This is a genomic window from Streptomyces sp. DSM 106670, from assembly GCF_055792845.1.
In genome coordinates this window covers 5,057,800-5,083,770 of the sequence record NZ_CM147704.1, presented here as the reverse complement: position 1 = coordinate 5,083,770, position 25,971 = coordinate 5,057,800, and the positions used below count along the sequence as shown (strand labels likewise).

Sequence of the window (25,971 nt, the reverse complement as noted above, 5' to 3'; positions counted from 1 at the left end):
CGGTGACAAGCCTAAAGCGTGAGCTCGGGAGAGTTACTCGCCCTTGGCCTTCGCGATGATCTCCTCGGCGACGTTCCGCGGAACCTCGGCGTAGGAGTCGAACTGCATCGAGTAGCTTGCGCGACCCGAGGTCTTGCTGCGGAGGTCTCCGACGTAGCCGAACATCTCCGAGAGGGGCACGAGGCCCTTCACGACGCGAGCGCCGCTGCGCTCCTCCATGGCCTGGATCTGGCCACGGCGGGAGTTGAGGTCGCCGATGACATCGCCCATGTAGTCCTCGGGCGTGGTGACCTCGACGGCCATCATCGGCTCGAGGAGCACGGGGGACGCCTTGCGGGCACCCTCCTTGAACGCCTGCGAACCGGCGATCTTGAAGGCGAGCTCCGAGGAGTCGACCTCGTGGTAACCACCGTCGAGAAGGGTGACGCGGACGCCGACCATCTCGTAACCGGCCAGGATGCCGAACTGCATGGCTTCCTGAGCACCCGCGTCCACCGAGGGAATGTACTCACGGGGGATGCGGCCACCGGTGACCTTGTTGACGAACTCGTAGGAGGCGTCGCCACCCTCGATGGGCTCAAGGGCGATCTGCACCTTCGCGAACTGGCCGGTACCACCAGTCTGCTTCTTGTGCGTGTAGTCGATGCGCTCGACGGTCTTGCGGATCGTCTCGCGGTAGGCGACCTGGGGCTTGCCGACGTTCGCCTCGACGCGGAACTCGCGCTTCATGCGGTCGACGAGCACCTCGAGGTGAAGCTCGCCCATACCACCGATGATGGTCTGGCCGGTCTCCTCGTCGGAGTGCACCTGGAAGGAGGGGTCCTCCTCCGAGAGGCGCTGGATGGCGACACCCAGCTTCTCCTGGTCACCCTTGGACTTCGGCTCGATGGCGACCTGAATGACCGGCGCCGGGAAGTCCATGGACTCCAGGATGACCGGGTTCTTGTCGTCGCACAGCGTCTCACCGGTGGTGGTCTGCTTGAGACCCATGACGGCGATGATGTCGCCGGCGCCCACCGATGCGATCTCCTCACGCTTGTTCGCGTGCATGCGGTAGATCTTGCCGATGCGCTCCTTCTTGCCCTTGACGGAGTTCAGCACCGCGGTGCCGGCCTCCAGGCGACCGGAGTAGATCCGGACGAAGGTGAGCTTGCCCAGGTGCGGGTCGCTCGCGATCTTGAACGCCAGGCCGGAGAACGGCTCGTCGTCCGAGGGCTTGCGGGCGATGACCTTCTCCGGGTCCTTCACGTCGTGGCCCTCGATGGCCTCGACGTCCAGGGGGGAAGGCAGGTAGCGCACGACCGCGTCGAGCAGGGGCTGGACGCCCTTGTTCTTGAACGCGGTGCCACAGAACACCGGGGTGACGGTGACGGAGTCGGCACTGCCCTTCGACGCCAGCGTGATGCGACGGATGGCCTCGTGCAGCTGCTCCTGGGTGGGCTCGTTGCCCTCCAGGTACAGCTCCATCATGGCGTCGTCGTTCTCGGCCACGGCCTCCAGGAGCTTGCCGCGCCACTCGGCGGCCGACTCCTTGAGGTTGTCCGGGATCTCGACGACGTTGTACATCTCGCCCTTGGCGGCCTCTTCGGGGTACACGAAGGCCTTCATCGACACGAGGTCGACGACGCCCGTGAAGTCCGCTTCGGCGCCGATGGGGAGCTGCATGACGATCGGGGTCGCGCCGAGGCGGTCGATGATCATCTGCACACAACGGAAGAAGTCGGCGCCGGTGCGGTCGAGCTTGTTGACGAAGCAGATACGCGGCACGCCGTAGCGGTCCGCCTGACGCCAAACGGTCTCGGACTGCGGCTCGACGCCGGCGACGCCGTCGAACACGGTGACAGCGCCGTCGAGGACGCGGAGCGAACGCTCCACCTCGACGGTGAAGTCGACGTGACCCGGGGTGTCGATGATGTTGATGGTGTGGTCAACATCGTTGAGCGGCCAGTGACAGGTCGTCGCGGCGGACGTGATCGTGATGCCGCGCTCCTGCTCCTGCTCCATCCAGTCCATCGTGGCAGCGCCGTCGTGGACTTCACCGATCTTGTAGCTCACACCGGTGTAGAAGAGGATCCGCTCAGTGGTGGTCGTCTTCCCCGCGTCGATGTGGGCCATGATCCCAATGTTGCGGACCTTGGCCAGGTCAAGCGAAGTGGTGGCCATAAGGCTCAATCTTCTCTCGGTCTCGATGGGGGTAGCGACTACCAGCGGTAGTGCGCGAAGGCCTTGTTGGACTCGGCCATCTTGTGGGTGTCCTCACGCTTCTTGACCGAAGCGCCGAGGCCGTTGGAGGCGTCGAGCAGTTCGTTCATGAGGCGCTCGGTCATGGTCTTCTCGCGGCGGGCGCGGGAGTAACCGACGAGCCAGCGCAGAGCGAGGGTGGAGGCGCGACCGGGCTTGACCTCGATCGGCACCTGGTAGGTGGCGCCACCGACACGGCGGGACTTGACCTCGAGCGAGGGCTTGACGTTCTCAAGCGCGCGCTTCAGCGTGATGACCGGGTCGTTGCCGGTCTTCTCGCGGAGGCCTTCCATGGCGCCGTACACGATCCGCTCGGCGGTGGAACGCTTGCCGTCGAGGAGGATCTTGTTGATCAGCGAGGTGACAAGAGGAGAGCTGTAGACCGGGTCGATGATGACCGGGCGCTTCGGGGCGGGGCCCTTACGAGGCATTCTTACTTCTCCTTCTTGGCGCCGTAGCGGCTGCGGGCCTGCTTGCGGTTCTTGACACCCTGGGTGTCAAGGGAGCCGCGGATGATCTTGTAACGAACACCCGGCAGGTCCTTCACACGGCCACCACGCACGAGCACGATGGAGTGCTCCTGCAGGTTGTGTCCCTCACCCGGGATGTAGGCCGTGACCTCGATGCCGGAGGTCAGACGCACACGCGCGACCTTACGGAGCGCCGAGTTCGGCTTCTTCGGGGTGGTCGTGAACACACGCGTGCAGACACCGCGACGCTGGGGCGAACCCTCGAGCGCGGGCGTCTTGTTCTTCTCGACCTTGTCCTGCCGGCCCTTCCGGACCAGCTGCTGGATCGTAGGCACTACTTCTCCGGTTTCTGTGTGCCGTTCGTGAAACTAACCTGGAACATCGCCGACCCACGCGGTCGGGTGTGTCGAATACTGCGGACTTCCGCCCTGGGGACAGAAGGGGCGCAGATTGCGGTGGCCACTGACGGACTCGCGATGCGGTTGAGGACACGCACACGAACCCAGGCACACCCCAGGCACAAGGCTTGAGCGTACCTACCTCACGGAGCTGGGTCAAAACAAATGCTGTCCACGCGGACGGGCCCCGCCCGCCGACCACCCGGGACGGGCCCCGGAGCCGTACGGCCGGCGGCTGACGCACTTGCCGGATCCCGGCAGTCAAGCGGCGCGGAGACAGCGTACTTGCGCCCTGCCGCCGTACCCCATCATGCCGGACAATGCGGTCAGCCGACCAGCCCGACCGGTCCCCGGACCGGCCCGGCCCAAGGAGGTCCACATGACAGCCGACCGCCGTGACCCCGTATCCCCGGCACCGAGCGCGCTCGACACCGACGTCAGTCTGGCCGTCATCGAATACGGTGACGCCGCTTCCGCCTACGCCCCGGCCATGACCGCTCCCGGACTGCCGCGGTCCGTCGTCGACGACTACGCGATCGTCGTCGACGTGCTGGCCCTCGCCCGCAGGGTCCCGCTGCCCGACGTGCCCCCTCTGCTGGCCGTGGGCACCCGCGCCCTGCTCCGGGTGCACCACGCCCTGCTCGGCCGGTAGAGGGCGCCCAGCGGCTCCTGGCGGCCCACACGCCGGAGGGCGGCCACCCCGTTGTGCACGGGGTGACCGCCCTCCGGTCGTTCAAGCGACGAGCACTCGCTTACTGGTTGTACGGACCGTAGTCGTAGTCCTCCAGCGGAACGGCCTGGCCGGAGCCGGTGCCGAACGGCGAGTAGTCGATGTCGTCGTAGCCGACGGCCGAGTACATCGCGGCCTTGGCCTCCTCGGTCGGCTCGACCCGGATGTTGCGGTAGCGGGACAGGCCCGTACCGGCCGGGATGAGCTTACCGATGATGACGTTCTCCTTGAGGCCGATCAGGGAGTCCGACTTGGCGTTGATCGCCGCGTCGGTCAGAACCCTGGTCGTCTCCTGGAAGGACGCCGCCGACAGCCACGACTCGGTGGCGAGCGAGGCCTTGGTGATACCCATCAGCTGCGGACGGCCGGAGGCGGGGTGACCGCCCTCGGTGACCACACGACGGTTCTCGGTCTCGAACTTCGACCGCTCGACCAGCTCGCCCGGAAGCAGCTCCGCGTCGCCGGACTCGATGATCGTCACACGGCGGAGCATCTGCCGGATGATGATCTCGATGTGCTTGTCGTGGATCGACACGCCCTGCGAGTTGTAGACCTTCTGGACTTCGCCGACCAGGTGGACCTGGACCGCACGCTGGCCGAGGATGCGCAGCACGTCGTGCGGGTTGGTCGCACCGACGGTGAGCTTCTGGCCCACCTCGACCGCGTCGCCCTCGCCCACGAGCAGACGGGCACGCTTCGAGATCGGGAACGCCGTCTCGTCGCTGCCGTCGTCCGGGGTGACGACGAGCTTCTTGGTCTTCTCGGTCTCCTCGATCCGCACGCGGCCCTTGGCCTCGGAGATCGGGGCGACACCCTTGGGCGTACGGGCTTCGAAGAGCTCGACGACTCGGGGCAGACCCTGGGTGATGTCGTCACCGGCCACACCACCGGTGTGGAAGGTACGCATCGTCAGCTGGGTACCGGGCTCACCGATGGACTGGGCGGCGATGATGCCGACCGCCTCACCGATGTCGACCAGCTTGCCGGTGGCGAGCGAGCGTCCGTAGCAGAAGGCACAGGTGCCGACCGCGGACTCACAGGTCAGGACCGAGCGGGTCTTGACCTCCTCGACGCCGGCGCCCACCAGGGCGTCGATCAGGACGTCACCGAGGTCGACGTTGGCAGGCGCGATGACCTTGCCGTCCACCACGACGTCCTCGGCGAGCATGCGGGCGTAGACCGAGGTCTCGACGTCCTCCGTCTTGCGGAGCACGCCGTCGGCGCCCTTGACCGCGATCTTCAGCTTGAGGCCGCGGTCGGTGCCGCAGTCCTCCTCGCGAATGATCACGTCCTGCGAGACGTCCACCAGACGACGGGTCAGGTAACCCGAGTCGGCGGTACGCAGGGCGGTGTCCGCCAGACCCTTACGGGCACCGTGCGTGGAGATGAAGTACTCCAGAACGGTGAGGCCCTCGCGGAAGGACGCCTTGATGGGACGGGGAATCGTCTCGTTCTTGGCGTTCGACACCAGACCACGCATACCCGCGATCTGACGCATCTGCATCATGTTTCCTCGGGCACCCGAGTCGACCATCATGAAGATGGGGTTCGTCTTCGGGAAGTTCGCGTTCATCGCCTCGGCAACCTCGTTGGTCGCCTTGGTCCAGATCGCGATGAGCTCCTGCGTGCGCTCGTCCTTGGTGATCAGACCGCGCTCGTACTGCTTCTGGACCTTCTCGTCCTGGTCCTCGTAGCCCTTGACGATGGCCTTCTTGGCCTCGGGCACGACGACGTCGGAGATGGCCACGGTGACGCCCGAACGGGTCGCCCAGTGGAAGCCCGCCGCCTTCAGGTTGTCGAGCGTCGCCGCCACGATGACCTTGGGGTAGCGCTCGGCCAGGTCGTTGACGATCTCGGAGAGCTGCTTCTTGCCCACCGAGTAGTCGACGAACGGGTAGTCCTCGGGCAGCAGCTCGTTGAAGAGCGCACGGCCCAGGCTGGTTCGCAGCCGGAAGGTGTCGCCGGGCTGGTACTCCGGCTCGCCCTCCTCGGCGACCGGCGGCACCCAGCCACGCGGCGGCATGGTGCCGACCGGGAAGCGGATGTCGACCTTCGCCTGGAGCGACAGCTCGCGGGCGTCGAAGGCCATGGTGGCCTCGGCCGTGGAGCCGAACGCGCGGTCCGTGCCCTTGACGTTGCGGCCCTCTTCGTCCGTGGTGAGGAAGAAGAGACCCAGCACCATGTCCTGGGTCGGCATGGTGACGGGACGACCGTCGGCCGGCTTCAGGATGTTGTTCGAGGACAGCATCAGGATGCGGGCCTCGGCCTGCGCCTCCGCGGAGAGCGGCAGGTGCACGGCCATCTGGTCACCGTCGAAGTCCGCGTTGAACGCGGTGCAGACGAGCGGGTGGATCTGGATGGCCTTGCCCTCGACCAGCTGCGGCTCGAAGGCCTGGATGCCGAGGCGGTGCAGGGTGGGCGCACGGTTCAGCAGCACCGGGTGCTCGGCGATGACCTCTTCGAGGACGTCGTACACGACGGTGCGGCCACGCTCGACCATGCGCTTGGCCGACTTGATGTTCTGCGCGTGGTTCAGGTCCACCAGGCGCTTCATCACGAACGGCTTGAAGAGCTCCAGCGCCATCGCCTTCGGCAGACCGCACTGGTGCAGCTTGAGCTGCGGACCGACGACGATCACGGAACGCGCGGAGTAGTCCACGCGCTTGCCGAGGAGGTTCTGACGGAAACGACCCTGCTTGCCCTTGAGCATGTCGCTCAGGGACTTCAGCGGGCGGTTACCGGGACCGGTGACCGGGCGACCGCGGCGGCCGTTGTCGAACAGCGCGTCGACGGCCTCCTGCAGCATCCGCTTCTCGTTGTTCACGATGATCTCGGGGGCGCCGAGGTCAAGGAGACGCTTGAGGCGGTTGTTGCGGTTGATCACACGGCGGTACAGGTCGTTCAGGTCGGAGGTCGCGAAGCGGCCACCGTCCAGCTGCACCATCGGACGCAGGTCCGGCGGGATGACCGGCACGCAGTCGAGCACCATGCCCTTGGGCTTGTTGCTGGTCTGCAGGAACGCGGAGACGACCTTGAGGCGCTTGAGCGCACGGGTCTTCTTCTGGCCCTTGCCGGTACGGATGATCTCGCGGAGGCGCTCGGCCTCCTCGTCGAGGTCGAAGGACTCCAGCCGCTTCTGCAGCGCGGCGGCGCCCATGCAGCCGTCGAAGTACGTGCCGAAGCGGTCACGCAGCTCGCGGTAGAGCAGCTCGTCGCCCTCCAGGTCCTGGACCTTGAGGTTCTTGAAGCGGCTCCACACCTCGTCGAGGCGGTCGATCTCGCGCTGCGCACGGTCGCGCAGCTGCTTCATCTCACGCTCGGCGCCTTCGCGCACCTTGCGGCGCACGTCGGCCTTGGCGCCCTCGGCCTCCAGCTCGGCCAGGTCGGTCTCGAGCTTCTTGGCGCGGGCCTCCAGGTCGGAGTCGCGGCGGTTCTCGGTCTGCTGGCGCTCGACGGAGACGTGGGCCTCCAGGGACGGCAGGTCGCGGGTACGACGCTCCTCGTCCACGAACGTGATCATGTACGCGGCGAAGTAGATGACCTTTTCGAGGTCCTTCGGCGCGAGGTCCAGCAGGTATCCGAGGCGCGAGGGAACGCCCTTGAAGTACCAGATGTGGGTGACGGGAGCGGCAAGCTCGATGTGGCCCATCCGCTCACGACGCACCTTGGCGCGAGTGACCTCGACGCCGCAGCGCTCACAGATGATGCCCTTGAAGCGGACACGCTTGTACTTGCCGCAGTAGCACTCCCAGTCCCGGGTCGGACCGAAGATCTTCTCGCAGAAGAGTCCGTCCTTTTCGGGCTTGAGCGTGCGGTAGTTGATGGTCTCCGGCTTCTTGACTTCGCCGTGCGACCAGGTCCGGATGTCGTCCGCGGTGGCAAGGCCGATCCGCAGCTCGTCGAAGAAGTTGACGTCGAGCACTTGTCGTCAATCCCTCTTTCGGGGTCTCGTCTCAATCAATGGTCTGAACGGGTCCGGGGAGGGCCGGCCGCCTCGGGATGAGGCGGCCGGCCGGCCCGTCAGACCTCTTCGACGCTGCTCGGCTCGCGCCGGGACAGGTCGATACCGAGTTCCTCCGCCGCGCGGAAGACGTCCTCGTCCGTGTCGCGCATCTCGATGGACATGCCGTCCGAGGACAGCACCTCCACGTTGAGGCAGAGCGACTGCATTTCCTTGATGAGCACCTTGAAGGACTCGGGAATGCCGGGCTCGGGGATGTTCTCGCCCTTGACGATGGCCTCGTAGACCTTCACGCGGCCGGTCACGTCGTCGGACTTGATCGTCAGGAGCTCCTGGAGGGCGTATGCGGCGCCGTATGCCTCAAGGGCCCACACCTCCATCTCACCGAAGCGCTGACCACCGAACTGCGCCTTACCACCCAGCGGCTGCTGGGTGATCATGGAGTACGGGCCGGTCGAACGCGCGTGGAGCTTGTCGTCGACCAGGTGGTGCAGCTTGAGGATGTACATGAACCCGACCGAGACCGGGTCCGGGAACGGCTCGCCGGAGCGGCCGTCGTAGAGCTGGGCCTTGCCGGAGGGCTGGACCAGCCGGTCGCCGTCGCGGTTGGGGATCGTGGCCTGGAAGAGGCCGGTGATCTCGTCCTCGCGCGCACCGTCGAAGACGGGCGTGGCGACGTTGGTGCCGGGGGCGACCTGGTCGGCGCCGATGGCCTGCAGGCGCTGGGCCCACTCGTCACCGAGGCCGGAGACGTCCCAGCCGCGGCTGGCGAGCCAGCCGAGGTGGATCTCCAGGACCTGTCCCGGGTTCATTCGGGACGGGACACCCAGCGGGTTGAGGATGATGTCGACCGGGGTGCCGTCCTCCAGGAACGGCATGTCCTCGATCGGCAGGATCTTGGAGATGACGCCCTTGTTGCCGTGACGGCCGGCGAGCTTGTCACCATCGGTGATCTTGCGCTTCTGCGCGACGTAGACGCGGACCAGCTGGTTCACGCCCGGCGGCAGCTCGTCGCCCTCTTCGCGGTCGAAGACGCGGACGCCGATGACCTTGCCGATCTCACCGTGCGGCACCTTCAGCGAGGTGTCGCGCACCTCGCGCGCCTTCTCGCCGAAGATCGCGCGGAGCAGGCGCTCCTCGGGGGTCAGCTCGGTCTCGCCCTTGGGCGTGACCTTGCCGACGAGGATGTCGCCGGCGACGACCTCGGCACCGATCCGGATGATGCCGCGCTCGTCGAGGTCGGCGAGGACCTCTTCGGAGACGTTCGGGATGTCCCGGGTGATCTCCTCCGGGCCGAGCTTGGTGTCACGGGCGTCGACCTCGTGCTCCTCGATGTGGATCGAGGAGAGGACGTCGTCCTGCACGAGGCGCTGCGACAGGATGATCGCGTCCTCGTAGTTGTGACCCTCCCACGGCATGAACGCCACGAGCAGGTTCTTGCCGAGGGCCATCTCACCGTTCTCGGTGGCCGGTCCGTCGGCGAGCACCTGGTCGGCCACGATCCGGTCGCCCTCGGAGACGACGACCTTCTGGTTGACCGAGGTGCCCTGGTTGGAGCGCATGAACTTGGCGATGCGGTACGTGGTGTACGTGCCGTCGTCGTTCGTGACGGTGATGTAGTCCGCGGAGACCTCCTGGACCACACCGTCCTTCTCGGCCTTGAGGACGTCACCGGCGTCGGTGGCGCAGCGGTACTCCATGCCGGTGCCGACCAGCGGGGCCTCCGACTTGATCAGCGGCACCGCCTGCCGCATCATGTTCGCGCCCATGAGGGCACGGTTGGCGTCGTCGTGCTCCAGGAAGGGGATCATCGCGGTGGCGACGGACACCATCTGGCGCGGCGAGACGTCCATGTAGTCGACGTCCGTGCCGGGCACGTAGTCGACCTCTCCGCCACGACGGCGGACCAGGACGCGGGGCTCGGTGAAGCGCAGCTCGTCGGAGAGCGTCGCGTTCGCCTGGGCGATGACGAAGCGGTCCTCCTCGTCGGCCGTGATGTAGTCGACGTCGTCGGTGACCTGGCCGTCGACGACCTTGCGGTACGGCGTCTCGATGAAGCCGAACGCGTTGACGCGGCCGTACGAGGCGAGCGAACCGATCAGACCGATGTTCGGGCCTTCGGGGGTCTCGATCGGGCACATGCGTCCGTAGTGGGACGGGTGCACGTCTCGGACCTCGAAGCCGGCCCGCTCACGGGAGAGACCACCCGGGCCAAGAGCCGACAGACGGCGCTTGTGGGTGAGACCCGACAGCGGGTTGTTCTGGTCCATGAACTGCGACAGCTGGCTGGTGCCGAAGAACTCCTTGATGGAGGCGACGACCGGCCGGATGTTGATCAGGGTCTGCGGCGTGATCGCCTCGACGTCCTGGGTGGTCATGCGCTCACGCACGACGCGCTCCATCCGCGCCAGGCCCGTACGGACCTGGTTCTGGATGAGCTCGCCGACGTTACGCAGACGACGGTTGCCGAAGTGGTCGATGTCGTCGGTCTCGACGACGATCTCCCGGCCCGACTCGCCGGTCGTCTCGGTCTCGCCGGCGTGCAGCTTGACCAGGTACTTGATGGTCGCGATGACGTCGTCGGTGGTGAGCACCCCGGCGTCCAGCGGCTCATCGGCGCCGAGCTTCTTGTTCACCTTGTAGCGGCCGACCTTCGCGAGGTCGTAGCGCTTCGGGTTGAAGTAGAGGTTCTCGAGCAGCGTCTGAGCGGCCTCGCGGGTCGGCGGCTCGCCCGGACGCAGCTTGCGGTAGATGTCGAGCAGTGCGTCGTCCTGGCCCTGGGTGTGGTCCTTCTCCAGGGTGGCGCGCATCGACTCGTACTCGCCGAACTCCTCCAGGATCTGCTCGGTGCTCCAGCCGAGAGCCTTGAGGAGGACGGTGACGGACTGCTTGCGCTTGCGGTCGATGCGGACACCGACCATGTCGCGCTTGTCGATCTCCATCTCCAGCCAGGCACCCCGGGACGGGATGATCTTGGCCGAGAAGATGTCCTTGTCGGACGTCTTGTCGATGGAGGAGTCGAAGTAGACACCCGGCGAGCGGACCAGCTGCGACACGACGACACGCTCGGTGCCGTTGATGACGAAGGTGCCCTTGTTGGTCATGAGCGGGAAGTCGCCCATGAAGACCGTCTGGGACTTGATCTCGCCGGTCTCGTTGTTGGTGAACTCGGCCGTGACGAAGAGCGGCGCGGCGAACGTGAAGTCGCGCTCCTTGCACTCGTCGATCGAGTTCTTCGGGGGCTCGAAGCGGTGGTCGCGGAACGTAAGCGACATCGACCCGGAGAAGTCCTCGATCGGTGAGATCTCCTCGAAGATCTCCTCCAGGCCGGACTTGGTGGGGACGTCTTGTCCACTGTCCAGAGCAGCCTCGACGCGAGCCTTCCAGGCGGCGTTGCCCAGGAGCCAGTCAAAGCTCTCGGTCTGCAGCGCGAGGAGGTTCGGAACCTCGAGGGGCTCCTTGATCTTTGCAAAAGAGATGCGCAGCGGGGCGGCGCTGGCACCGTTGTTCGTATTCGCGGTCGAGGCGTTGCGCGAGGCGGCCAAGAGGGGGTCCTTCCGAGGGCTCGGACTCACTACGCGCGTACCGGTCCCACTCTGGACACAAAGACAGGCCGTTCCGAATCGGTCGCAAACGACCAGGTCGGAGGGGGTCGGTCATCGGTGCTTCAGCGTGGGCATGCCCCTGGTGACGGGCAGGAGGCAGCTAACAGGCAGCGCAAAGGGTCAGTGTAGCCAAGCGGCACACTGATGTCCAGTCGGGGTTCTCAGAGACCCACGTTGCTCTCAACAGCTGTTCTCAACACCTATGTCTAGCCCTAGCCCTCGCGCGGGGTGCGCTCTTCTTTACTGCCCTCTTCACTCTCGATCCATGCCTCGGATACGGATCGAAGTGAGGACGCGTCCTGAGAATTGCGCGCCGCGTCCGGTTCGTCAAGGCCCGCCGGTCCGATCGGACCTCCAGGAGCCTTCACCGGCCACCCCCGGGATACCCGCAGGACGCCCCTGAGGGGCCCCGCGAGAGGCGCACGGCGAAGATCACCCTACTCGTCGTCGGCGGAAGAGCAAGGCACCCGCCCCGGGCACGCCGAAGGGCGACCACCCGGATGGGTGATCGCCCTTGGCGCGGGCACGTGACGTGCCCAGGGAGTCCGGAGGACTCCCGAGGTGTTACTTGACCTCGACGGAAGCGCCGGCGGCCTTGAGGGACTCGGCAGCCTTCTCGGCGGCCTCCTTGGCGACCTTCTCGAGGACCGGCTTCGGGGTGCCGTCGACGAGGTCCTTGGCCTCCTTCAGACCCAGCGAGGTCAGCTCACGCACGACCTTGATGACCTGGATCTTCTTCTCGCCGGCGCCGGTGAGGATGACGTCGAACTCGTCCTGCTCGGCCTCGGCCTCGGCCGGGGCGCCGCCCTGGGCGGGACCGGCGACGGCGACGGCCGCAGCGGCGGTGACGTCGAACTTCTCCTCGAAGGCCTTGACGAACTCGGAGAGCTCGATGAGGGTCAGCTCTTCGAACTGCGCGAGCAGCTCTTCCTGGGACAGCTTCGCCATGACAGGCGTCCTTCCACTATTCGGCAGGTGCCGGGTGTATGTGTCGGCGGGCGTACGTGGAGCCCGCTGGACCGCTGAGCGAAATTACTCGGCGGCCTCGGCGGGAGCCGGAGTACCGGCACCGCCCTGCTCTTCCTTCTTGGCGCGAAGAGCTTCCGCGGTGCGGACGAACTTGGAGGGCAGGGCCTGGAAGACCTGCGCCGCCTGCGTCTGCTTGCCCTTGAAAGCACCGGCCAGCTTGGAGAGCAGAACCTCGCGGGACTCGAGGTCCGCGAGCTTCTTGATCTCATCGGCGGACAGCGCCTTACCGTCAAGGACACCGCCCTTGATGATGAGGTTGGGGTTGTCCTTGGCGAAGTCACGAAGACCCTTCGCCGACTCCACCGGGTCACCGGTGACGAAGGCAACCGCCGTCGGACCCGAGAACAGGTCGTCCAGCGTGTCGATCCCGGCCTCGTTGGCCGCAATCTTGGTCAGCGTGTTCTTCACCACGGCGTACTGGGCGTTCTCACCGAGCGAACGGCGCAGCTCCTTGAGCTGTGCCACGGTGAGACCCCGGTACTCGGTCAGCACGGCGGCGTTCGAGCTGCGGAACTGGTCCGTCAGCTCGGCTACCGCGGCAGCCTTGTCGGGCCTTGCCATGAGCGTCGGCCTCCTTCCGGGTGATGAGGACCGCTCAGAAGGGGCCGGGAAAGACGAAACGCCCCAGCACAAGTGCCAGGGCGCAGCTCGACCGAACAGAGTCCGGGAGCGTTCCACAGTCACCTGCGCAGGTCGTCCGATCTAGCGGAACCTTCGGTCACCGTCCCTCTGACGAGACACAGTGACGACCAGCGGTCTTTGGCTTCCTGGTGAGAGTACGCGACCGGAAGGGGGACGAGCAAATCCGTCCCTGTTCGTCCCTTGCGGGAGGTGTCAGGCGGTGCCGCCCGGGGTACCGCCCTGCTTCAGCATCTCCTTGAAGTCCACGGTGTCCGAGGTCGCCGGCTTCTCGGAGGGGACCTCGGTGCCGTAGTCGCTGTAGAAGAGCGTCGAGTTGAACGTGCCGGTCTTCATCTCGCCGCGCTCGGTCTTCTTCACGAGCAGGTCGTTCTTGTCGACCCAGATGTCGACGGTCTGGGTGGTCACCCCGGCCAGCGCGAGCTGCTCCTTGAACGCGGCCAGCTGCTCCGCGTCCAGCTCGCTGTTCTTCGCGGTCAGGTCGGCCACGTCGACCGTGCCGGAGTAGTGCGTCGCGGAGACCCCGCGGACGTCCTCCTGGCCGACCTTCTTGACGTCCCCGGAGGCCAGGAGCGCCTTCACACCCTGTTCGGGCGTGCTGTTCTGGATCTGGTCCTTCATGACGTCGCCGGAGGCGCCGCCCAGCTCGGCGAGGTCCTCGTAGGAATACCGGATCCAGTGCTTCCCGCCGAGGTTGGCCGCCATGGCGTCGCCCATGTTGGCGTAGTACTCGTCCTTGAAGTAGCGGGCCTCCACCGATCCGTCGCCGCCGGCCTGCTTCAGGGCGTCGCCCATGGTGCCGCCGGTGTACGTGATGGTCAGCGCGCCCGAGAGGCCGTCGGACCAGCCGATGGCCCCGGACTGCTTCATGGACATGGTGTCGCCCATCTCGGTGGTGCCCTCGACCTTCGCGGACTGAGCGCCGCCGGTCTTCTGCTGCACCTGCTTCAGCGCGGCCACGGGGCTCGCCTTGGAGACGGCGCCCGCCTTGTCCGAACCGGATCCGCCCGAGCTGTCGGAGCCACTGCAGGCCGCTATCGACGTCAGTGCCGCCGCGGCGGCCAGCGCCGTACCCATGCGTCGTGCCGTGCTCGTCCTCATGTACCCGTCCACCCCTCGTATTCGTCTTTCGTCCCCCGCACAACAGTGTCATAGGGCACTGACAGGCATGGGGTCTTACGGAAACGAGGACGGGCCCCGCACCTCGAAAGGTTGCGGGGCCCGTTCACACAGTGCACGCGTGCGACGCGGCTACCGGGTGAGCACGGTGGCTCAGACGGCGGCCGGGTCCTCCTCGACGAGGAGGTTGCGGGTGCGGCTGGAGTCCAGCGGGATGCCGGGGCCCATCGTGGTGGCCAGGGTGGCCTTCTTGATGTAGCGGCCCTTGGCGGCGGACGGCTTCAGACGGAGGATCTCCTCCAGCGCCGCTGCGTAGTTCTCCACCAGCTTGGTCTCGTCGAAGGAGACCTTGCCGATGATGAAGTGCAGGTTCGCGTGCTTGTCGACGCGGAACTCGATCTTGCCGCCCTTGATGTCGTTGACAGCCTTCGCGACATCGGGGGTGACGGTGCCGGTCTTCGGGTTCGGCATCAGACCACGCGGACCGAGCACGCGGCCCAGGCGGCCGACCTTGCCCATGAGGTCCGGGGTCGCGACGACGGCGTCGAAGTCCAGACGGCCCTTCGCCACCTCGTCGATGAGCTCGTCGGCGCCGACGATGTCGGCTCCGGCGGCTTCCGCGGCCGCAGCACGGTCACCGGTCGCGAAGACCAGGACCCGGGCGGTCTTGCCGGTGCCGTGCGGGAGGTTCACGGTGCCGCGGACCATCTGGTCGGCCTTGCGCGGGTCGACACCCAGCGCGAAGGCGACCTCGACGGTGCCGTCGAACTTCGTGGACGAGGTGTCCTTGGCGAGACGGACGGCCTCGAGCGGGGCGTAGGTACGCGCCCGGTCGACCTTGGCGTCCGCAGCGCGGAGGTTCTTGCTGCGCTTCACTTCTACTCCTGTGGTTTCAGAGTGTGGAGTCGTGGTGCGGACCAGCGCTTGGTCCTACCACTGAGGGCTACGGGGCTGAATCAGCCTTCGACCGTGATGCCCATGGAGCGGGCGGTGCCGGCAATGATCTTCGACGCGGCGTCGAGGTCATTGGCGTTCAGGTCGGGGAGCTTCGTCGTGGCGATCTCGCGGACCTGGGCGGCCGTCAGCTTGGCGACCTTGGTCTTGTGCGGCTCGCCGGAGCCCTTGTCCACACCCGCGGCCTTGAGGATCAGCTTGGCGGCCGGCGGAGTCTTCGTGATGAAGGTGAAGGAGCGGTCCTCGTAGACCGTGATCTCCACCGGCACGACCATGCCACGCTGCGACTCGGTCGCGGCGTTGTAGGCCTTGCAGAACTCCATGATGTTGACGCCGTGCTGACCGAGCGCGGGGCCGACCGGCGGGGCCGGGTTCGCCGCACCGGCGTTGATCTGGAGCTTGATAAGCCCCGTGACCTTCTTCTTCTTGGGAGGCATTGCTCTCTCCGGGTCCTAGTGAGAGTGTTTCGCCGCCGATTCCGGTCATCCGGATGGAGGCATACCGCACAACGATAACGGGTATAGCTGTGCGACCAAAAACCAAGCAGGTCAGAGCGGCCGCGAAGCCCCTCTGACCTGCTGGGTAGGCATGTGTCCAGAAACCGGCGGGAAGCGCTAGTTCTTCTGGATCTGGTCGAAGCTGAGCTCGACCGGGGTCTCGCGGCCGAAGATCTCGACGAGGCCCTTGACCTTCTTCGAGTCGGCGTTGATCTCGTTGATCGTGGCCTGCAGCGTGGCGAACGGGCCGTCGGTGACGGTGACCGAGTCGCCGACCTCGAAGTCCAGCACCTGGACCTCGACCTTGCGGGCCGGAGCCGGCTTGCCCTCGGCCTCGGCGGCCTCGCGGGCGGCCTTCTCCTCGGCCTCCGGGGCGAGCATCTTGACGATCTCGTCCAGGGTCAGCGGGTACGGGTCGTAGGCGTTGCCCACGAAGCCGGTGACGCCCGGCGTGTTCCGCACGACGCCCCAGGACTCGTTCGTCAGGTCCATGCGCACCAGCACGTAGCCGGGGAGCTTGTTCTGCCGGACGTTCTTGCGCTCGCCGTTCTTGATCTGGACGATTTCCTCCTCAGGCACCTCGGCCTGATAGATGAACTCCTCCACGTTCAGCGAGACGGCGCGCTGCTCCAGGTTGGCCTTCACGCGCTTCTCGTAACCGGCGTACGTGTGGATGACGTACCACTCGCCGGGGAGACCGCGAAGCTCTTCGCGCAGGGCGGTGACGGGGTCGACGGGGGCGGCCGGCTCGGCCTCTTCCTCGTCGGCGCTCTCGTCGTCGGCCTCGGCGACGGCGTCCTCGGCGGCGATGTCCTCGTCGGACTCCTCCGCCTCGGCGTTCACGGCGGCCTGCTCGGCGGGCTCGCCCGCGGCGAGGTCGGCGGCTTCGGCCTGGTCCGGGTCCACGGAGTCAGCAGCCTCAACGATGTCGAGCTCGTCCTTGGCGGACTCTGAGGCGCCGGCCTCGGGCTCGACGGCGTCGTTCAGGTTCGGGTCAGACACGATGGCTGCTTCTTCCTGGATACAAAGGGTGGAACGTGCGAAAGGGGCGCCGGGTCGGACGCCTTCCGCGAGATCAGCCGAAGACGTACTTGATGACCCGGGCGAAGCCCATGTCGAGAACGGTAACAAGACCGATCATGACGACGACGAACACGATCACCACGGAGGTGTACGTCGTCAGCTGGCTACGCGTCGGCCAGACAACCTTACGAAGTTCGGCGACGATCTGGCGGTAGAACAGCGCGAGACGGCCCAGAGGGCCCTTCTTGCCGCGCTTTCCGCCCTTCCGAGTCTTCTTCTTCGACTCAGGAGCTTCATCATCGGCATCAGGCATGTCGATGGAGCCCACGGCGTCCGTCACGCTACTCACCTGATTCCGGGTCGTGGCCGTGCCGCGCCCGGTGGAGCCGCACGGCTGTGCAATGAAGTACGTACATGCGCACACATCCTGGCGAAGGAGTGTGTAGCAGGGCCGGAGGGACTTGAACCCCCAACCGCTGGTTTTGGAGACCAGTGCTCTACCAATTGAGCTACGACCCTTTGTGGTTTCCACCAACCTACCGCATCTTTCCCGGTGACCGGGTGCAGGAACGGTGCGGCTGGTGAAGGCCAACGACAGGTGAGTGTACGTGTTCAGGGCCGCTGCGTCGAACAGACAACTACCGACCGGTCCTGTCCGGATGCTGTCCGGGTCCTGTCCGGTCCCTGAAACCCCTGTGCCGACGGCTTTTACGGTCTGGGAGCATGGGGCCATGAGCGCTGCAACTTCACCGTCCGAGCGCCGGGTTTCCGCCCGCATCGGTGCGATCTCCGAGTCCGCGACCCTCGCCGTCGACGCCAAGGCCAAGGCCCTCAAGGCCGCCGGGCGTCCGGTGATCGGCTTCGGGGCCGGCGAGCCCGACTTCCCGACGCCCGACTACATCGTCGACGCCGCGGTCGAGGCCTGCCGCAACCCGAAGTACCACCGCTACACCCCGGCCGGCGGGCTCCCCGAGCTCAAGGCCGCCATCGCAGAGAAGACGCTGCGCGACTCCGGCTACGAGGTCGACGCCAGCCAGATCCTGGTCACCAACGGCGGTAAGCAGGCCATCTACGAAGCCTTCGCCGCGATCCTCGACCCGGGCGACGAGGTCATCGTCCCCGCCCCGTACTGGACCACCTACCCCGAGTCGATCCGGCTCGCGGGCGGTGTCCCGGTCGAGGTCGTCGCCGACGAGACCACCGGCTACCGGGTCTCCGTCGAGCAGCTGGAGGCCGCGCGCACCGAGAAGACCAAGGTCGTTCTCTTCGTCTCGCCGTCCAACCCGACCGGCGCCGTCTACAGCGAGGCCGACGCCGAGGCCATCGGCCGCTGGGCCGTCGAGCACGGTCTGTGGGTGCTCACCGACGAGATCTACGAGCACCTCGTCTACGGCGACGCCACGTTCACCTCGCTCCCGGCGATCGTCCCCGAGCTGCGCGACAAGTGCATCGTCGTCAACGGCGTCGCCAAGACGTACGCGATGACCGGCTGGCGGGTGGGCTGGGTCATCGGCCCGAAGGACGTCGTGAAGGCCGCGACCAACCTCCAGTCGCACGCCACCTCCAACGTCTCCAACGTCGCCCAGGTGGCCGCGCTCGCCGCGGTCTCCGGCCCGCTGGACGCGGTCGCCGAGATGCGCACCGCCTTCGACCGCCGCCGCAAGCTCATCGTGCGGATGCTCAACGAGATCGACGGCGTGTTCTGCCCGGAGCCCGAGGGCGCGTTCTACGCCTACCCGACGGTGAAGGACCTGCTCGGCAAGGAGATCCGCGGCAAGCGCCCGGCCACCTCGGTCGAGCTGGCCGCCCTGATCCTGGACGAGGCCGAGGTCGCCGTCGTGCCCGGCGAGGCCTTCGGCACCCCCGGCTACCTGCGCCTTTCCTACGCCCTGGGCGACGACGACCTCATCGAGGGCGTCTCGCGGATCCAGAAGCTGCTGGGCGAGGCCAAGGCCTGACCGGTCGCGCACAGCCGCTCACGGGAAGTGCCCCCGGCCGCCGGAACACCACCGGCCGGGGGCACTTTTTTGTTCGAGCCGCCCTCCGTAGGGGAAAGCGGCTACCGCTCCGGCCCGCCCGTGCGGCAGGATCTTCCAATGGAGCGTGATGTACGTCTGTTGCCCAAGGCCCACCTGCACCTGCACTTCACCGGGTCGATGCGGCCCACCACCCTGCTCGAACTCGCCGACAAGTACGGGGTCCACCTCCCGGACGCCCTGACCGGCGGTGAACCGCCGAAGCTGCGGGCGACCGACGAGCGCGGCTGGTTCCGTTTCCAGCGCCTCTACGACATCGCCCGGTCGTGCCTGCGGTCCCCGGAGGACATCCACCGCCTGGTGCGCGAGAGCGCCCAGGAGGATGTCGCGGACGGCTCGGGCTGGCTGGAGATCCAGGTCGACCCCACCTCGTACGCCCCGCTGCTCGGCGGGCTGATCCCGGCCATCGAGATCATCCTCGACGCCGTGGACAGCGCCGCCCGGGACACCGGCCTGGGCATGCGGGTGGTGATCGCCGCCAACCGGATGAAGCACCCGCTGGACGCCCGCACCCTGGCCCGGCTCGCCGTGCGGTACGCGGACCGGGGCGTCGTCGGCTTCGGGCTCTCCAACGACGAGCGGCGCGGGATGGCGCGCGACTTCGACCGGGCCTTCGCCATCGCCCGCGAGGGCGGTCTGCTGGCGGCTCCGCACGGCGGGGAGCTGTCGGGGCCCTCCAGCGTGCGCGACTGCCTCGACGACCTGGACGCCTCGCGCATCGGCCACGGTGTCCGGGCCGCCGAGGACCCCCGGCTGCTGCGCAAGCTCGCCGAGCGCGGGATCACCTGCGAGGTCTGCCCGTCGTCCAATGTGGCGCTCGGCGTCTACGAGAAGCCCGCCGACGTCCCCCTGCGCACTCTGTTCGACGCGGGCGTGCCGATGGCGCTGGGCGCGGACGACCCGCTGCTGTTCGGTTCGCGGCTGGCCGCCCAGTACGAGCTGGTGCGCCGCCACCACGACTTCACCGACGAGGAGCTGGCCGAGCTGGCCCGGCAGTCGGTGCGCGGCTCGGCGGCCCCCGTGGACGTACGGGAGAAGCTGCTGTCCGGGATCGACGACTGGCTGGCTAGCTGATTCCGCCCAGCAGGGTGCGGGCGACGGAGGCGGCGAAGTCGTCCAGGGGCTGCGGGGGCTCGCCGCCGGGGAGCGCGGCGTAGGCGAAGGCCCGCTGGGCGCAGGCGCCCATCAGCAGGGAGGCGGCGGCGTAGGTGTCCGCGTCGGCCCGGATGCGGCCCGCGCCCTGTTCGGCGCGCAGATAGGCGTCGAGCCACTGGATCGGCAGGTGGGGCCCGGCCTCCAGCCCGCCCACGCCCTGCTCGTGGCGGCGTTTGAGCTGGGGCTCGGCGTAGAGGGACGCGGCCATGGGGAAGGTCTGCTCGTAGAACAGGGCGGCCACCCGGGCGATCTCGGTGAGGTTGCCCTCGACACTGCCCTCGCCGGCCTTCAGTTCGCCGAGCAGATTGCCGAGCCGGGGCAGCCGCTCGGCGAGGACGGTGACGAACAGCTCCTCCTTGCCGGAGAAGTACTTGTAGAGCGCCGCCTCCGAGCAGCCGGCCGCCTTGGCGATCTCCTTGGTGGTGGTCCGGGCGAGGCCGATGGAGAGCATCAGCTCGTGCGCCGCGTCGACGATCCGGACGCGGGCGGGCTTCTGGTCCATGCGTGCTCCAACCGGCCGGGACCCGGAAATCTTGACGCCCGGGTGGGAAGCCACCCATCCTAGAGGTTAGTGAACACTCACCCACCAGGGGGCGCACCATGAGAATCACCGTGTTCGGAGCGACCGGCGGTGTCGGCCGGGAGGTCGTGGGGCAGGCACTCTCGGCGGGGCACGAGGTGACGGCCGTGGTCCGCGACCCGGACCGGCTGCCCGCGTCGCTGGATCGCGCGGCGCTCCACGCCGTCGTGCGGCTGGACGATCCGGCGGCGGTGCGGGCGGCGGTGGCGGGACGGGACGCGGTGCTCTCGGGGCTCGGCTCGCGCGGCCGGAAGGCGAACGGCGTCGCCGAGCGGCTGACCGGCCGGATCGTGTCGGCGATGGAGGCGGAGGGCGTCCGGCGGCTGCTGGTGGTGAGCGCGGCGCCGGTCGGGCCGGAGCCGGCGGACGATCCGCTGGTGGACCGGTTGATGCGCCGGGCGATCGGGGCGGTCCTGGCGGAGCTGTACGCCGATCTCGCCCGGATGGAGGCGGCGTTGGCCCGCAGCGCCACGGACTGGACCTCGGTGCGCCCGCCGAAGCTGACGGACGGGGCGCGTACGGGCGTCTACCGGAAGGTCGTGGGCGGTACGCCGCGCAGCGGCCGGTCCATCTCCCGGGCGGACGTGGCGCACGCGATGCTCGCGCTGATCGACGACCCGGCGGCCGTGCGGCAGGGCGTGGGCGTCGCGTACTGACCGCGTGGTCACGTTCCCGGAGGCTGACCGCGTACGTACGTTCCTAGAGGCTGACGCCGACCGTCACCGGCTCGTTGACCAGGGTGACGCCGAAGGCCCGGTGCACTCCGGCGACGACCTCGCGGGCCAGGGCGAGCAGGTCCTCGGTGGTGGCCGCGCCCCGGTTGGTGAGGGCGAGGGTGTGCTTGGTGGAGATCCGGGCGGGGCCGCTGCCGTAGCCCTTGGTGAATCCGGCCCGGTCGATCAGCCAGGCCGCCGAGGTCTTGGTGCGGCCGTCCTCGGCGGGGAAGGCGGGGGGCGTCACGTCCGGGCCGAGGTGTTCGCGGACCCGGTCGAGGAAGTCCTGGAACGCGGCCGGTTCGAGGATCGGGTTGGTGAAGAAGGACCCCGCCGACCAGGTGTCGTGGTCCTCCGGGTCCAGCACCATGCCCTTGCCTGCCCGCAGCCGCAGCACGGTCTCGCGGGCGGCCTCCAGCGGGACGCGGTCGCCCTGCTCGACGCCCATGGCCCTGGCCGTTTCGGGGTACTTGAGGGGCGCGGAAAGCCCGGCGGCCTCTTCCAGCTCGAATCGGACACGCAGCACCACGAAGCGGTCGGGTTCGGCCTTGAAGCGACTGTGGCGGTACGAGAACGCGCACTCCGCGTTCGGAATCGTCACCGTCTCCTCGGTGCGCCGGTCGTAGGCGACGACCTCCGTGATGGTGGTGGACACCTCCTGCCCGTACGCGCCGACGTTCTGGATGGGCGTCGCGCCGGCGGAGCCGGGGATTCCGGCCAGGCACTCGATGCCCGCCAGACCCGCCTCGACGGTCCGGGCGACGGCGTCGGTCCACACCTCGCCGGCCGCCAGCTCCAGGGACGTACCCGAGAGTGCGAAGCCCTGGGTGGCGATGCGCAGCGCGGTGCCGTCGAAGCCCTTGTCCCCGATGACCAGGTTGGAGCCGCCGCCGATCACCAGCAGCGGGGTGCCGCTCGCGTCGGCCTCGCGTACGGCGGCGATCACCTCGGCGTCGGTCGTGGCGGTCAGCAGCCGGGCCGCGGGGCCGCCGAGCCGGAAGGTGGTCAGGGGGGCGAGGGGGGCGTCGTGGAGTTCCTGCACGGGGACAAGAGTACGGTCCGTGGCCCGGCCGCCGGTGCCGGGCCACGGACCGTACGCCGGGGTCCGGGGCTCGGACGGCCACCGGCTCCGGCCGACGCGCCGGTACGTCTCAGGCGAGTCGGACCACGGCGCGGGACATGCCCAGCACCTTCTTGCCGTCGCACACGGCGACCAGGTCCACCCGGACCAGGTTGTCGTCCAGCTTCGCGGCGACCTTGCCGCTGACCTCGATCAGCGCGCCCTTGTCGTCGTTGGGCACGACGACCGGCTTGGTGAAACGCACCCCGTAGTCGACGACCGCGCCCGGGTCGCCGGCCCAGTCCGTGACCACCCGGATCGCCTCGGCCATCGTGAACATGCCGTGCGCGATCACATCCGGCAGCCCGACCTCGCGCGCGAACTTCTCGTTCCAGTGGATGGGGTTGAAGTCACCCGAGGCGCCCGCGTACTGCACGAGCGTGGCCCGCGTCACCGGGAACGACCGCGCCGGCAGTTCGGTGCCGACCTCGACCGACCCGTAAGAGACCTTCGCCGTCATCACGCCTCCTCGGCGGCGCGCGCCACCAGCTTCGTCAACGCCGTGACGACCAGTTCGCCGGCCTCGTCGTGGACATCCCCGCGGACGTCCAGGATGTCGTTGCCCGCGAGGGACTTGATCGCCTCGATCGTCGAGGTGACCGTCAGCAGGTCCCCCGCCCGCACCGGACGCACGTAGGAGAACTTCTGGTCCCCGTGCACCACCCGGCTGTAGTCCAGGCCCAGCTGCGGGTCCTGCACCACCTCTCCGGCGGCCCGGAAGGTGATCGAGAAGACGAAGGTGGGCGGCGCGATCACATCGGCGTGACCGAGTGCTCGGGCGGCCTCCACGTCGACGTACGCCGGGTGGGGGTCGCCCACCGCCTCGGCGAACTCGCGGATCTTCTCCCGGCCGACCTCGTACGCCGGAGTGGGCGGATAGGTCCGCCCCACGAAGGACTGGTCGAGCGCCATGAGCTCGCTACCTCCTGAGAAACCTGGTGAAAGACGAACACAACGACACGAGGCCGCCCCCAGAGGGGACGGCCTCGTGTACGAGCCTGATTCAGCGCGTTTCGCGGTGCGCGGTGTGCGAGTTGCAGCGCGGGCAGTGCTTCTTCATCTCAAGACGGTCCGGGTTGTTACGCCGGTTCTTCTTGGTGATGTAGTTCCGCTCCTTGCACTCCACGCAGGCCAGCGTGATCTTCGGGCGGACGTCGGTGGCAGCCACGTGAGTGCTCCTTGGACGGACGATGGACGGATGAACGCATGAAAGGGTAGCCGATCGAAGGACCGACCCAACAATCGGCTACCGTTAGTAGCGGTGACCGGACTTGAACCGGTGACACAGCGATTATGAGCCGCTTGCTCTACCGACTGAGCTACACCGCTTTGATGAATGAGTCCCCCCGCCGAAGCGGGGTTTCCCGATCACCAGAGCCCCAATGCGGAATCGAACCGCAGACCTTCTCCTTACCATGGAGACGCTCTACCGACTGAGCTATTGGGGCGAGCGATGAAGACATTACACGGTCCCCCGCCGGTTGCCCAAATCCGTTTGTTCCGCACGCTCCGGCCCTCAGTCCGGGGCCGCCCACACCCCCTGATCAGGCCTTGATCCAGGCCGCATCCGCCTCAGGACCGGGCCCGGCCGGCCGACAGCACAGGCGCACCGGTACGACTATTCCGCTCCTCCCGGAAGCCGCCCCCGCACGCCCCTAGGGTGTGGTCACTCCGTGTGATCTTGCACCCCTCCCAGGAGCGCGATGCCTGACAGCCAGCCACGGCGGCCCGACGACAACGCGCCCGACAGCGCCGACGCAGCCACCACCGCCGACACCCCCGCCCTCGTCCTCAGCGGCGCCCGCCTCGCCGACGGCCGGGCCGTCGACGTACGCCTGAGCGGCAGCCGGATCGAGGCCGTGGGCACCGCAGGCAGCCTCACCGCCCGCGGCCCCCGCATCGACCTCCGCGGCTATCTCCTGCTCCCCGCCCCGGCCGAACCCCACGCCCACAGCGACACCGCCCTCACGGCGGACAGCGCGGGCCCCGACAGCCCGGGCCCGGCCTCCCACCGCGCCGAGGACATCCAGCGCCGCGCCACCGAGGCCGCGCTCCTCCAGCTCGGCCACGGCGCGACCGCCCTGCGCACCCACGTCCGCGTCGGCGACGTCCAGGGCCTCGTCCCGCTCGAAGCCGTCCTGCAGACCCGGCGCGCCCTGCGCGGCCTCGCCGACGTGATGCCCGTCGCGGTCCCCCGGATCCTCACCGGCGTCGCCGGGGCGGACAGCCTCGCGATGCTCAGGGACGCGGTGAAGATGGGCGCGGCCGTCGTCGGCGGCTGCCCCGACCTCGACCCGGACCCCACGGGCTACACCGAGGCCGTCCTGGAGATCGCCGCCGAGCACGGCTGCCCCGTGGACCTGCACACCGACGGCGACGACCCCGCCCGGCTGGCCCGGCTCGCCGCGATGGCCGCCGGTCTGCGCCCCGGTGTCACCCTCGGCCCGTGCGCCGGTCTGGCCCATCTGCCGCTGGACGCCGCGACCCGCGCCGCCGACCGGCTGGCCGCCGCCGGGATCACCGTGGTCTGCCTGCCCCAGGGCGGCTGCGCCGGTGCGGAGCGCCGTACGACCGCCCCCGTACGCCTGCTGCGCTCCGCCGGCGTCCGTGTCGCGGCGGGCAGTGGCGCGCTGCGGGACACGGCCAATCCGGTCGGCCGCGGCGATCCGCTCGAAGCGGCCTACCTCCTCGCCTCGCAGGCCGGGCTACGCGCCGAACAGGCGTACGCCCTGGTCTCCACGACCGCGCGCGCGGCCATCGGCCTTCCCGACGTACGCGTCGAGGCGGGCTTTCCCGCCGAACTCCTCGCCGTACGCGGCGAACGGCTCTCCGGAGTGCTCTCCCTCGCCTACAGCCGCATCGTCATCCACCGCGGCCGGATCGTCGCCCGCACCAGCGCCGTGCGCGAGTACTGCGACTCCGACGCCGACGCCACCGCGGGCCTCGGCGGCCTTCCGCGCCAGGGACGACCCGACTCCGGTCCCGGGCCCAGGAACTGAGCGGAAGCCCGCCCCCGGGCGTACGGTCGGAGGTATGCGCATTGTCATCGCAGGTGGACACGGACAGATCGCACTGCGGCTGGAGCGGCTGCTCGCCGCACGCGGGGATGAAGCCGTAGGGATCATCCGCAACCCCCAACAGAGTCAGGACCTGACCGACGCCGGCGCCCAACCCGCCGTGCTGGACCTCGAATCGGCCACCGTGGAGCAGACCGCGGAGGTGCTGCGCGGCGCGGACGCGGCCGTCTTCGCGGCGGGCGCGGGGCCGAACAGCGGTACCGCCCGCAAGGACACCGTCGACCGCGACGCGGCCGTGCTGTTCGCCGACGCGGCCGAGGCGGCGGGCGTCCGCCGCTATCTCGTCGTCTCCTCGATGGGCGCCGACCCCGACCACCCCGGCGACGAGGTCTTCGACGTGTACCTCCGGGCCAAGGGCGCCGCCGACGCCGACGTACGCTCCCGTACCGCGCTGGACTGGACGATCCTGCGCCCCGGCATGCTGACCGACGACGCGGGCACCGGGCAGGTCCTGCTGGCCTCCTCGACGGGCCGCGGCCCGATCCCCCGCGACGATGTGGCGGCCACGCTGCTGGAGCTGCTGGACACCCCGGCGACGGCGGGCCTCACCCTGGAGGCGATCTCCGGGAACGTGCCGGTGACGGTGGCCGTGAAGGACGTCGCGGGCAACTGATCCGCACCGGG

The 25,971-nt window shown here is 68.3% G+C and carries 23 protein-coding genes and 3 tRNA genes; 6 read left to right on the top strand and 20 right to left on the bottom strand.

The window, feature by feature from the left end:
• Positions 1-33: 33 nt before the first annotated feature.
• The 3 genes from fusA to rpsL are packed head-to-tail and all read right to left on the bottom strand — an operon-like array spanning position 34 to position 3,046.
• Positions 34-2,163, bottom strand: coding sequence for an elongation factor G (gene fusA / locus ACSMXR_RS22580; RefSeq protein WP_137232474.1), 2,130 nt, complete (start codon positions 2,161-2,163; stop codon positions 34-36).
• Between the two features lie 38 nt (positions 2,164-2,201).
• Positions 2,202-2,672 (bottom strand): 30S ribosomal protein S7, encoded by a 471-nt coding sequence (gene rpsG, locus ACSMXR_RS22575; protein WP_003966970.1) that lies wholly within the window; start codon positions 2,670-2,672, stop codon positions 2,202-2,204.
• Positions 2,673-2,674: 2 nt separating this feature from the next.
• Positions 2,675-3,046, bottom strand: coding sequence for a 30S ribosomal protein S12 (gene rpsL, locus ACSMXR_RS22570; protein ID WP_003948652.1), 372 nt, complete (start codon positions 3,044-3,046; stop codon positions 2,675-2,677).
• Positions 3,047-3,488: 442 nt separating this feature from the next.
• Here rpsL and ACSMXR_RS22565 point away from each other — a divergent pair, with 442 nt between their 5' ends.
• Positions 3,489-3,761, top strand: coding sequence for a hypothetical protein (locus tag ACSMXR_RS22565; protein WP_473169788.1), 273 nt, complete (start codon positions 3,489-3,491; stop codon positions 3,759-3,761).
• 100 nt (positions 3,762-3,861) lie between these two features.
• Here ACSMXR_RS22565 and ACSMXR_RS22560 read toward each other — a convergent pair whose 3' ends face one another.
• The 10 genes from ACSMXR_RS22560 to ACSMXR_RS22515 all read right to left on the bottom strand — a co-directional run bounded on the left by ACSMXR_RS22560 (position 3,862) and on the right by ACSMXR_RS22515 (position 17,185).
• Positions 3,862-7,761, bottom strand: a complete 3,900-nt coding sequence (locus ACSMXR_RS22560; protein WP_030084311.1) for a DNA-directed RNA polymerase subunit beta' — start codon at positions 7,759-7,761, stop codon at positions 3,862-3,864.
• A gap of 98 nt (positions 7,762-7,859) precedes the next feature.
• A complete protein-coding gene (gene rpoB, locus ACSMXR_RS22555; RefSeq protein ID WP_473169787.1) occupies positions 7,860-11,345 on the bottom strand; it encodes a DNA-directed RNA polymerase subunit beta in 3,486 nt (1,161 codons plus the stop codon).
• A 624-nt stretch (positions 11,346-11,969) separates the two neighbouring features.
• Complete coding sequence (rplL, locus tag ACSMXR_RS22550; RefSeq protein ID WP_137232475.1) at positions 11,970-12,353, bottom strand: 50S ribosomal protein L7/L12; 384 nt, start codon at positions 12,351-12,353, stop codon at positions 11,970-11,972.
• An 84-nt stretch (positions 12,354-12,437) separates the two neighbouring features.
• Positions 12,438-12,995, bottom strand: a complete 558-nt coding sequence (gene rplJ / locus ACSMXR_RS22545) for a 50S ribosomal protein L10 (protein WP_003966997.1) — start codon at positions 12,993-12,995, stop codon at positions 12,438-12,440.
• Between the two features lie 273 nt (positions 12,996-13,268).
• Entirely contained in the window at positions 13,269-14,174 is a 906-nt protein-coding gene (locus ACSMXR_RS22540; protein ID WP_400910697.1) for an SCO4651 family lipoprotein, read from the bottom strand.
• 171 nt (positions 14,175-14,345) lie between these two features.
• Positions 14,346-15,068, bottom strand: a complete 723-nt coding sequence (rplA, locus tag ACSMXR_RS22535) for a 50S ribosomal protein L1 (RefSeq protein WP_381790408.1) — start codon at positions 15,066-15,068, stop codon at positions 14,346-14,348.
• Between the two features lie 80 nt (positions 15,069-15,148).
• A complete protein-coding gene (rplK, locus tag ACSMXR_RS22530; protein ID WP_010058817.1) occupies positions 15,149-15,583 on the bottom strand; it encodes a 50S ribosomal protein L11 in 435 nt (144 codons plus the stop codon).
• Between the two features lie 177 nt (positions 15,584-15,760).
• Complete coding sequence (nusG, locus tag ACSMXR_RS22525; RefSeq protein ID WP_137232478.1) at positions 15,761-16,645, bottom strand: transcription termination/antitermination protein NusG; 885 nt, start codon at positions 16,643-16,645, stop codon at positions 15,761-15,763.
• 73 nt (positions 16,646-16,718) lie between these two features.
• Positions 16,719-17,006: a preprotein translocase subunit SecE gene (secE, locus tag ACSMXR_RS22520; protein WP_030084301.1), complete on the bottom strand. Its 288-nt coding sequence runs from the start codon at positions 17,004-17,006 to the stop codon at positions 16,719-16,721.
• 106 nt (positions 17,007-17,112) lie between these two features.
• A tRNA-Trp gene (locus tag ACSMXR_RS22515) sits at positions 17,113-17,185 on the bottom strand.
• A gap of 212 nt (positions 17,186-17,397) precedes the next feature.
• On the opposite strand from ACSMXR_RS22515, the gene ACSMXR_RS22510 reads away from it, so the two are divergent.
• Both ACSMXR_RS22510 and ACSMXR_RS22505 read left to right on the top strand, forming a co-directional pair.
• The gene (locus ACSMXR_RS22510) at positions 17,398-18,624 is read left to right on the top strand and encodes a pyridoxal phosphate-dependent aminotransferase (protein ID WP_218525079.1); all 1,227 of its coding nucleotides are present in this window, start codon (positions 17,398-17,400) and stop codon (positions 18,622-18,624) included.
• A gap of 138 nt (positions 18,625-18,762) precedes the next feature.
• A complete protein-coding gene (locus ACSMXR_RS22505; protein WP_381790411.1) occupies positions 18,763-19,776 on the top strand; it encodes an adenosine deaminase in 1,014 nt (337 codons plus the stop codon).
• Here the strand turns inward: ACSMXR_RS22505 and ACSMXR_RS22500 are convergent.
• Complete coding sequence (locus tag ACSMXR_RS22500) at positions 19,769-20,359, bottom strand: TetR/AcrR family transcriptional regulator (protein WP_030084298.1); 591 nt, start codon at positions 20,357-20,359, stop codon at positions 19,769-19,771. The genes ACSMXR_RS22505 and ACSMXR_RS22500 overlap by 8 nt on opposite strands.
• A 98-nt stretch (positions 20,360-20,457) precedes the next feature.
• On the opposite strand from ACSMXR_RS22500, the gene ACSMXR_RS22495 reads away from it, so the two are divergent.
• Entirely contained in the window at positions 20,458-21,093 is a 636-nt protein-coding gene (locus tag ACSMXR_RS22495) for an NAD(P)-dependent oxidoreductase (RefSeq protein ID WP_473169786.1), read from the top strand.
• Positions 21,094-21,136: 43 nt separating this feature from the next.
• Here ACSMXR_RS22495 and ACSMXR_RS22490 read toward each other — a convergent pair whose 3' ends face one another.
• From ACSMXR_RS22490 to ACSMXR_RS22465, 6 genes are all read right to left on the bottom strand, one after another.
• On the bottom strand, positions 21,137-22,192 hold the full coding sequence (locus tag ACSMXR_RS22490) for a UDP-N-acetylmuramate dehydrogenase (RefSeq protein ID WP_137232481.1): 1,056 nt from the start codon (positions 22,190-22,192) through the stop codon (positions 21,137-21,139).
• Between the two features lie 109 nt (positions 22,193-22,301).
• A complete protein-coding gene (locus ACSMXR_RS22485; protein WP_218525081.1) occupies positions 22,302-22,730 on the bottom strand; it encodes a MaoC family dehydratase in 429 nt (142 codons plus the stop codon).
• Positions 22,730-23,182 (bottom strand): FAS1-like dehydratase domain-containing protein, encoded by a 453-nt coding sequence (locus tag ACSMXR_RS22480; RefSeq protein ID WP_473169785.1) that lies wholly within the window; start codon positions 23,180-23,182, stop codon positions 22,730-22,732. Before ACSMXR_RS22480 ends, ACSMXR_RS22485 begins: the two co-directional genes overlap by 1 nt.
• 91 nt (positions 23,183-23,273) lie before the next feature.
• Entirely contained in the window at positions 23,274-23,438 is a 165-nt protein-coding gene (gene rpmG / locus ACSMXR_RS22475; protein WP_003956487.1) for a 50S ribosomal protein L33, read from the bottom strand.
• Between the two features lie 88 nt (positions 23,439-23,526).
• A tRNA-Met gene (locus ACSMXR_RS22470) sits at positions 23,527-23,599 on the bottom strand.
• Positions 23,600-23,645: 46 nt separating this feature from the next.
• Positions 23,646-23,718: transfer RNA gene (locus ACSMXR_RS22465), tRNA-Thr, on the bottom strand.
• A gap of 255 nt (positions 23,719-23,973) precedes the next feature.
• Between ACSMXR_RS22465 and ACSMXR_RS22460 the strand changes: the two genes are divergently transcribed.
• Both ACSMXR_RS22460 and ACSMXR_RS22455 read left to right on the top strand, forming a co-directional pair.
• Positions 23,974-25,269 carry an amidohydrolase family protein gene (locus ACSMXR_RS22460; RefSeq protein WP_137232482.1) on the top strand — a complete coding sequence of 432 codons (1,296 nt, stop codon included), beginning with the start codon at positions 23,974-23,976 and terminating at the stop codon, positions 25,267-25,269.
• A gap of 34 nt (positions 25,270-25,303) precedes the next feature.
• Positions 25,304-25,960 carry an SDR family oxidoreductase gene (locus ACSMXR_RS22455; protein ID WP_137232483.1) on the top strand — a complete coding sequence of 219 codons (657 nt, stop codon included), beginning with the start codon at positions 25,304-25,306 and terminating at the stop codon, positions 25,958-25,960.
• The last annotated feature ends 11 nt before the right edge of the window (positions 25,961-25,971 follow it).

Excerpts from the sequence above, each read along its gene's own strand:
- fusA (WP_137232474.1), bottom strand. The coding sequence starts at position 2,163 with ATGGCCACCACTTCGCTTGACCTGGCCAAGGTCCGCAACATTGGGATC.
- rpsG (WP_003966970.1), bottom strand. The coding sequence starts at position 2,672 with ATGCCTCGTAAGGGCCCCGCCCCGAAGCGCCCGGTCATCATCGACCCG.
- ACSMXR_RS22565 (WP_473169788.1), top strand. The coding sequence starts at position 3,489 with ATGACAGCCGACCGCCGTGACCCCGTATCCCCGGCACCGAGCGCGCTC.
- rplL (WP_137232475.1), bottom strand. The coding sequence starts at position 12,353 with ATGGCGAAGCTGTCCCAGGAAGAGCTGCTCGCGCAGTTCGAAGAGCTG.
- rplJ (WP_003966997.1), bottom strand. The coding sequence starts at position 12,995 with ATGGCAAGGCCCGACAAGGCTGCCGCGGTAGCCGAGCTGACGGACCAG.
- ACSMXR_RS22540 (WP_400910697.1), bottom strand. The coding sequence starts at position 14,174 with ATGAGGACGAGCACGGCACGACGCATGGGTACGGCGCTGGCCGCCGCG.
- rplK (WP_010058817.1), bottom strand. The coding sequence starts at position 15,583 with ATGCCTCCCAAGAAGAAGAAGGTCACGGGGCTTATCAAGCTCCAGATC.
- ACSMXR_RS22510 (WP_218525079.1), top strand. The coding sequence starts at position 17,398 with ATGAGCGCTGCAACTTCACCGTCCGAGCGCCGGGTTTCCGCCCGCATC.
- ACSMXR_RS22505 (WP_381790411.1), top strand. The coding sequence starts at position 18,763 with ATGGAGCGTGATGTACGTCTGTTGCCCAAGGCCCACCTGCACCTGCAC.
- ACSMXR_RS22500 (WP_030084298.1), bottom strand. The coding sequence starts at position 20,359 with ATGGACCAGAAGCCCGCCCGCGTCCGGATCGTCGACGCGGCGCACGAG.
- ACSMXR_RS22495 (WP_473169786.1), top strand. The coding sequence starts at position 20,458 with ATGAGAATCACCGTGTTCGGAGCGACCGGCGGTGTCGGCCGGGAGGTC.
- ACSMXR_RS22485 (WP_218525081.1), bottom strand. The coding sequence starts at position 22,730 with ATGACGGCGAAGGTCTCTTACGGGTCGGTCGAGGTCGGCACCGAACTG.
- ACSMXR_RS22480 (WP_473169785.1), bottom strand. The coding sequence starts at position 23,182 with ATGGCGCTCGACCAGTCCTTCGTGGGGCGGACCTATCCGCCCACTCCG.
- ACSMXR_RS22460 (WP_137232482.1), top strand. The coding sequence starts at position 23,974 with ATGCCTGACAGCCAGCCACGGCGGCCCGACGACAACGCGCCCGACAGC.
- ACSMXR_RS22455 (WP_137232483.1), top strand. The coding sequence starts at position 25,304 with ATGCGCATTGTCATCGCAGGTGGACACGGACAGATCGCACTGCGGCTG.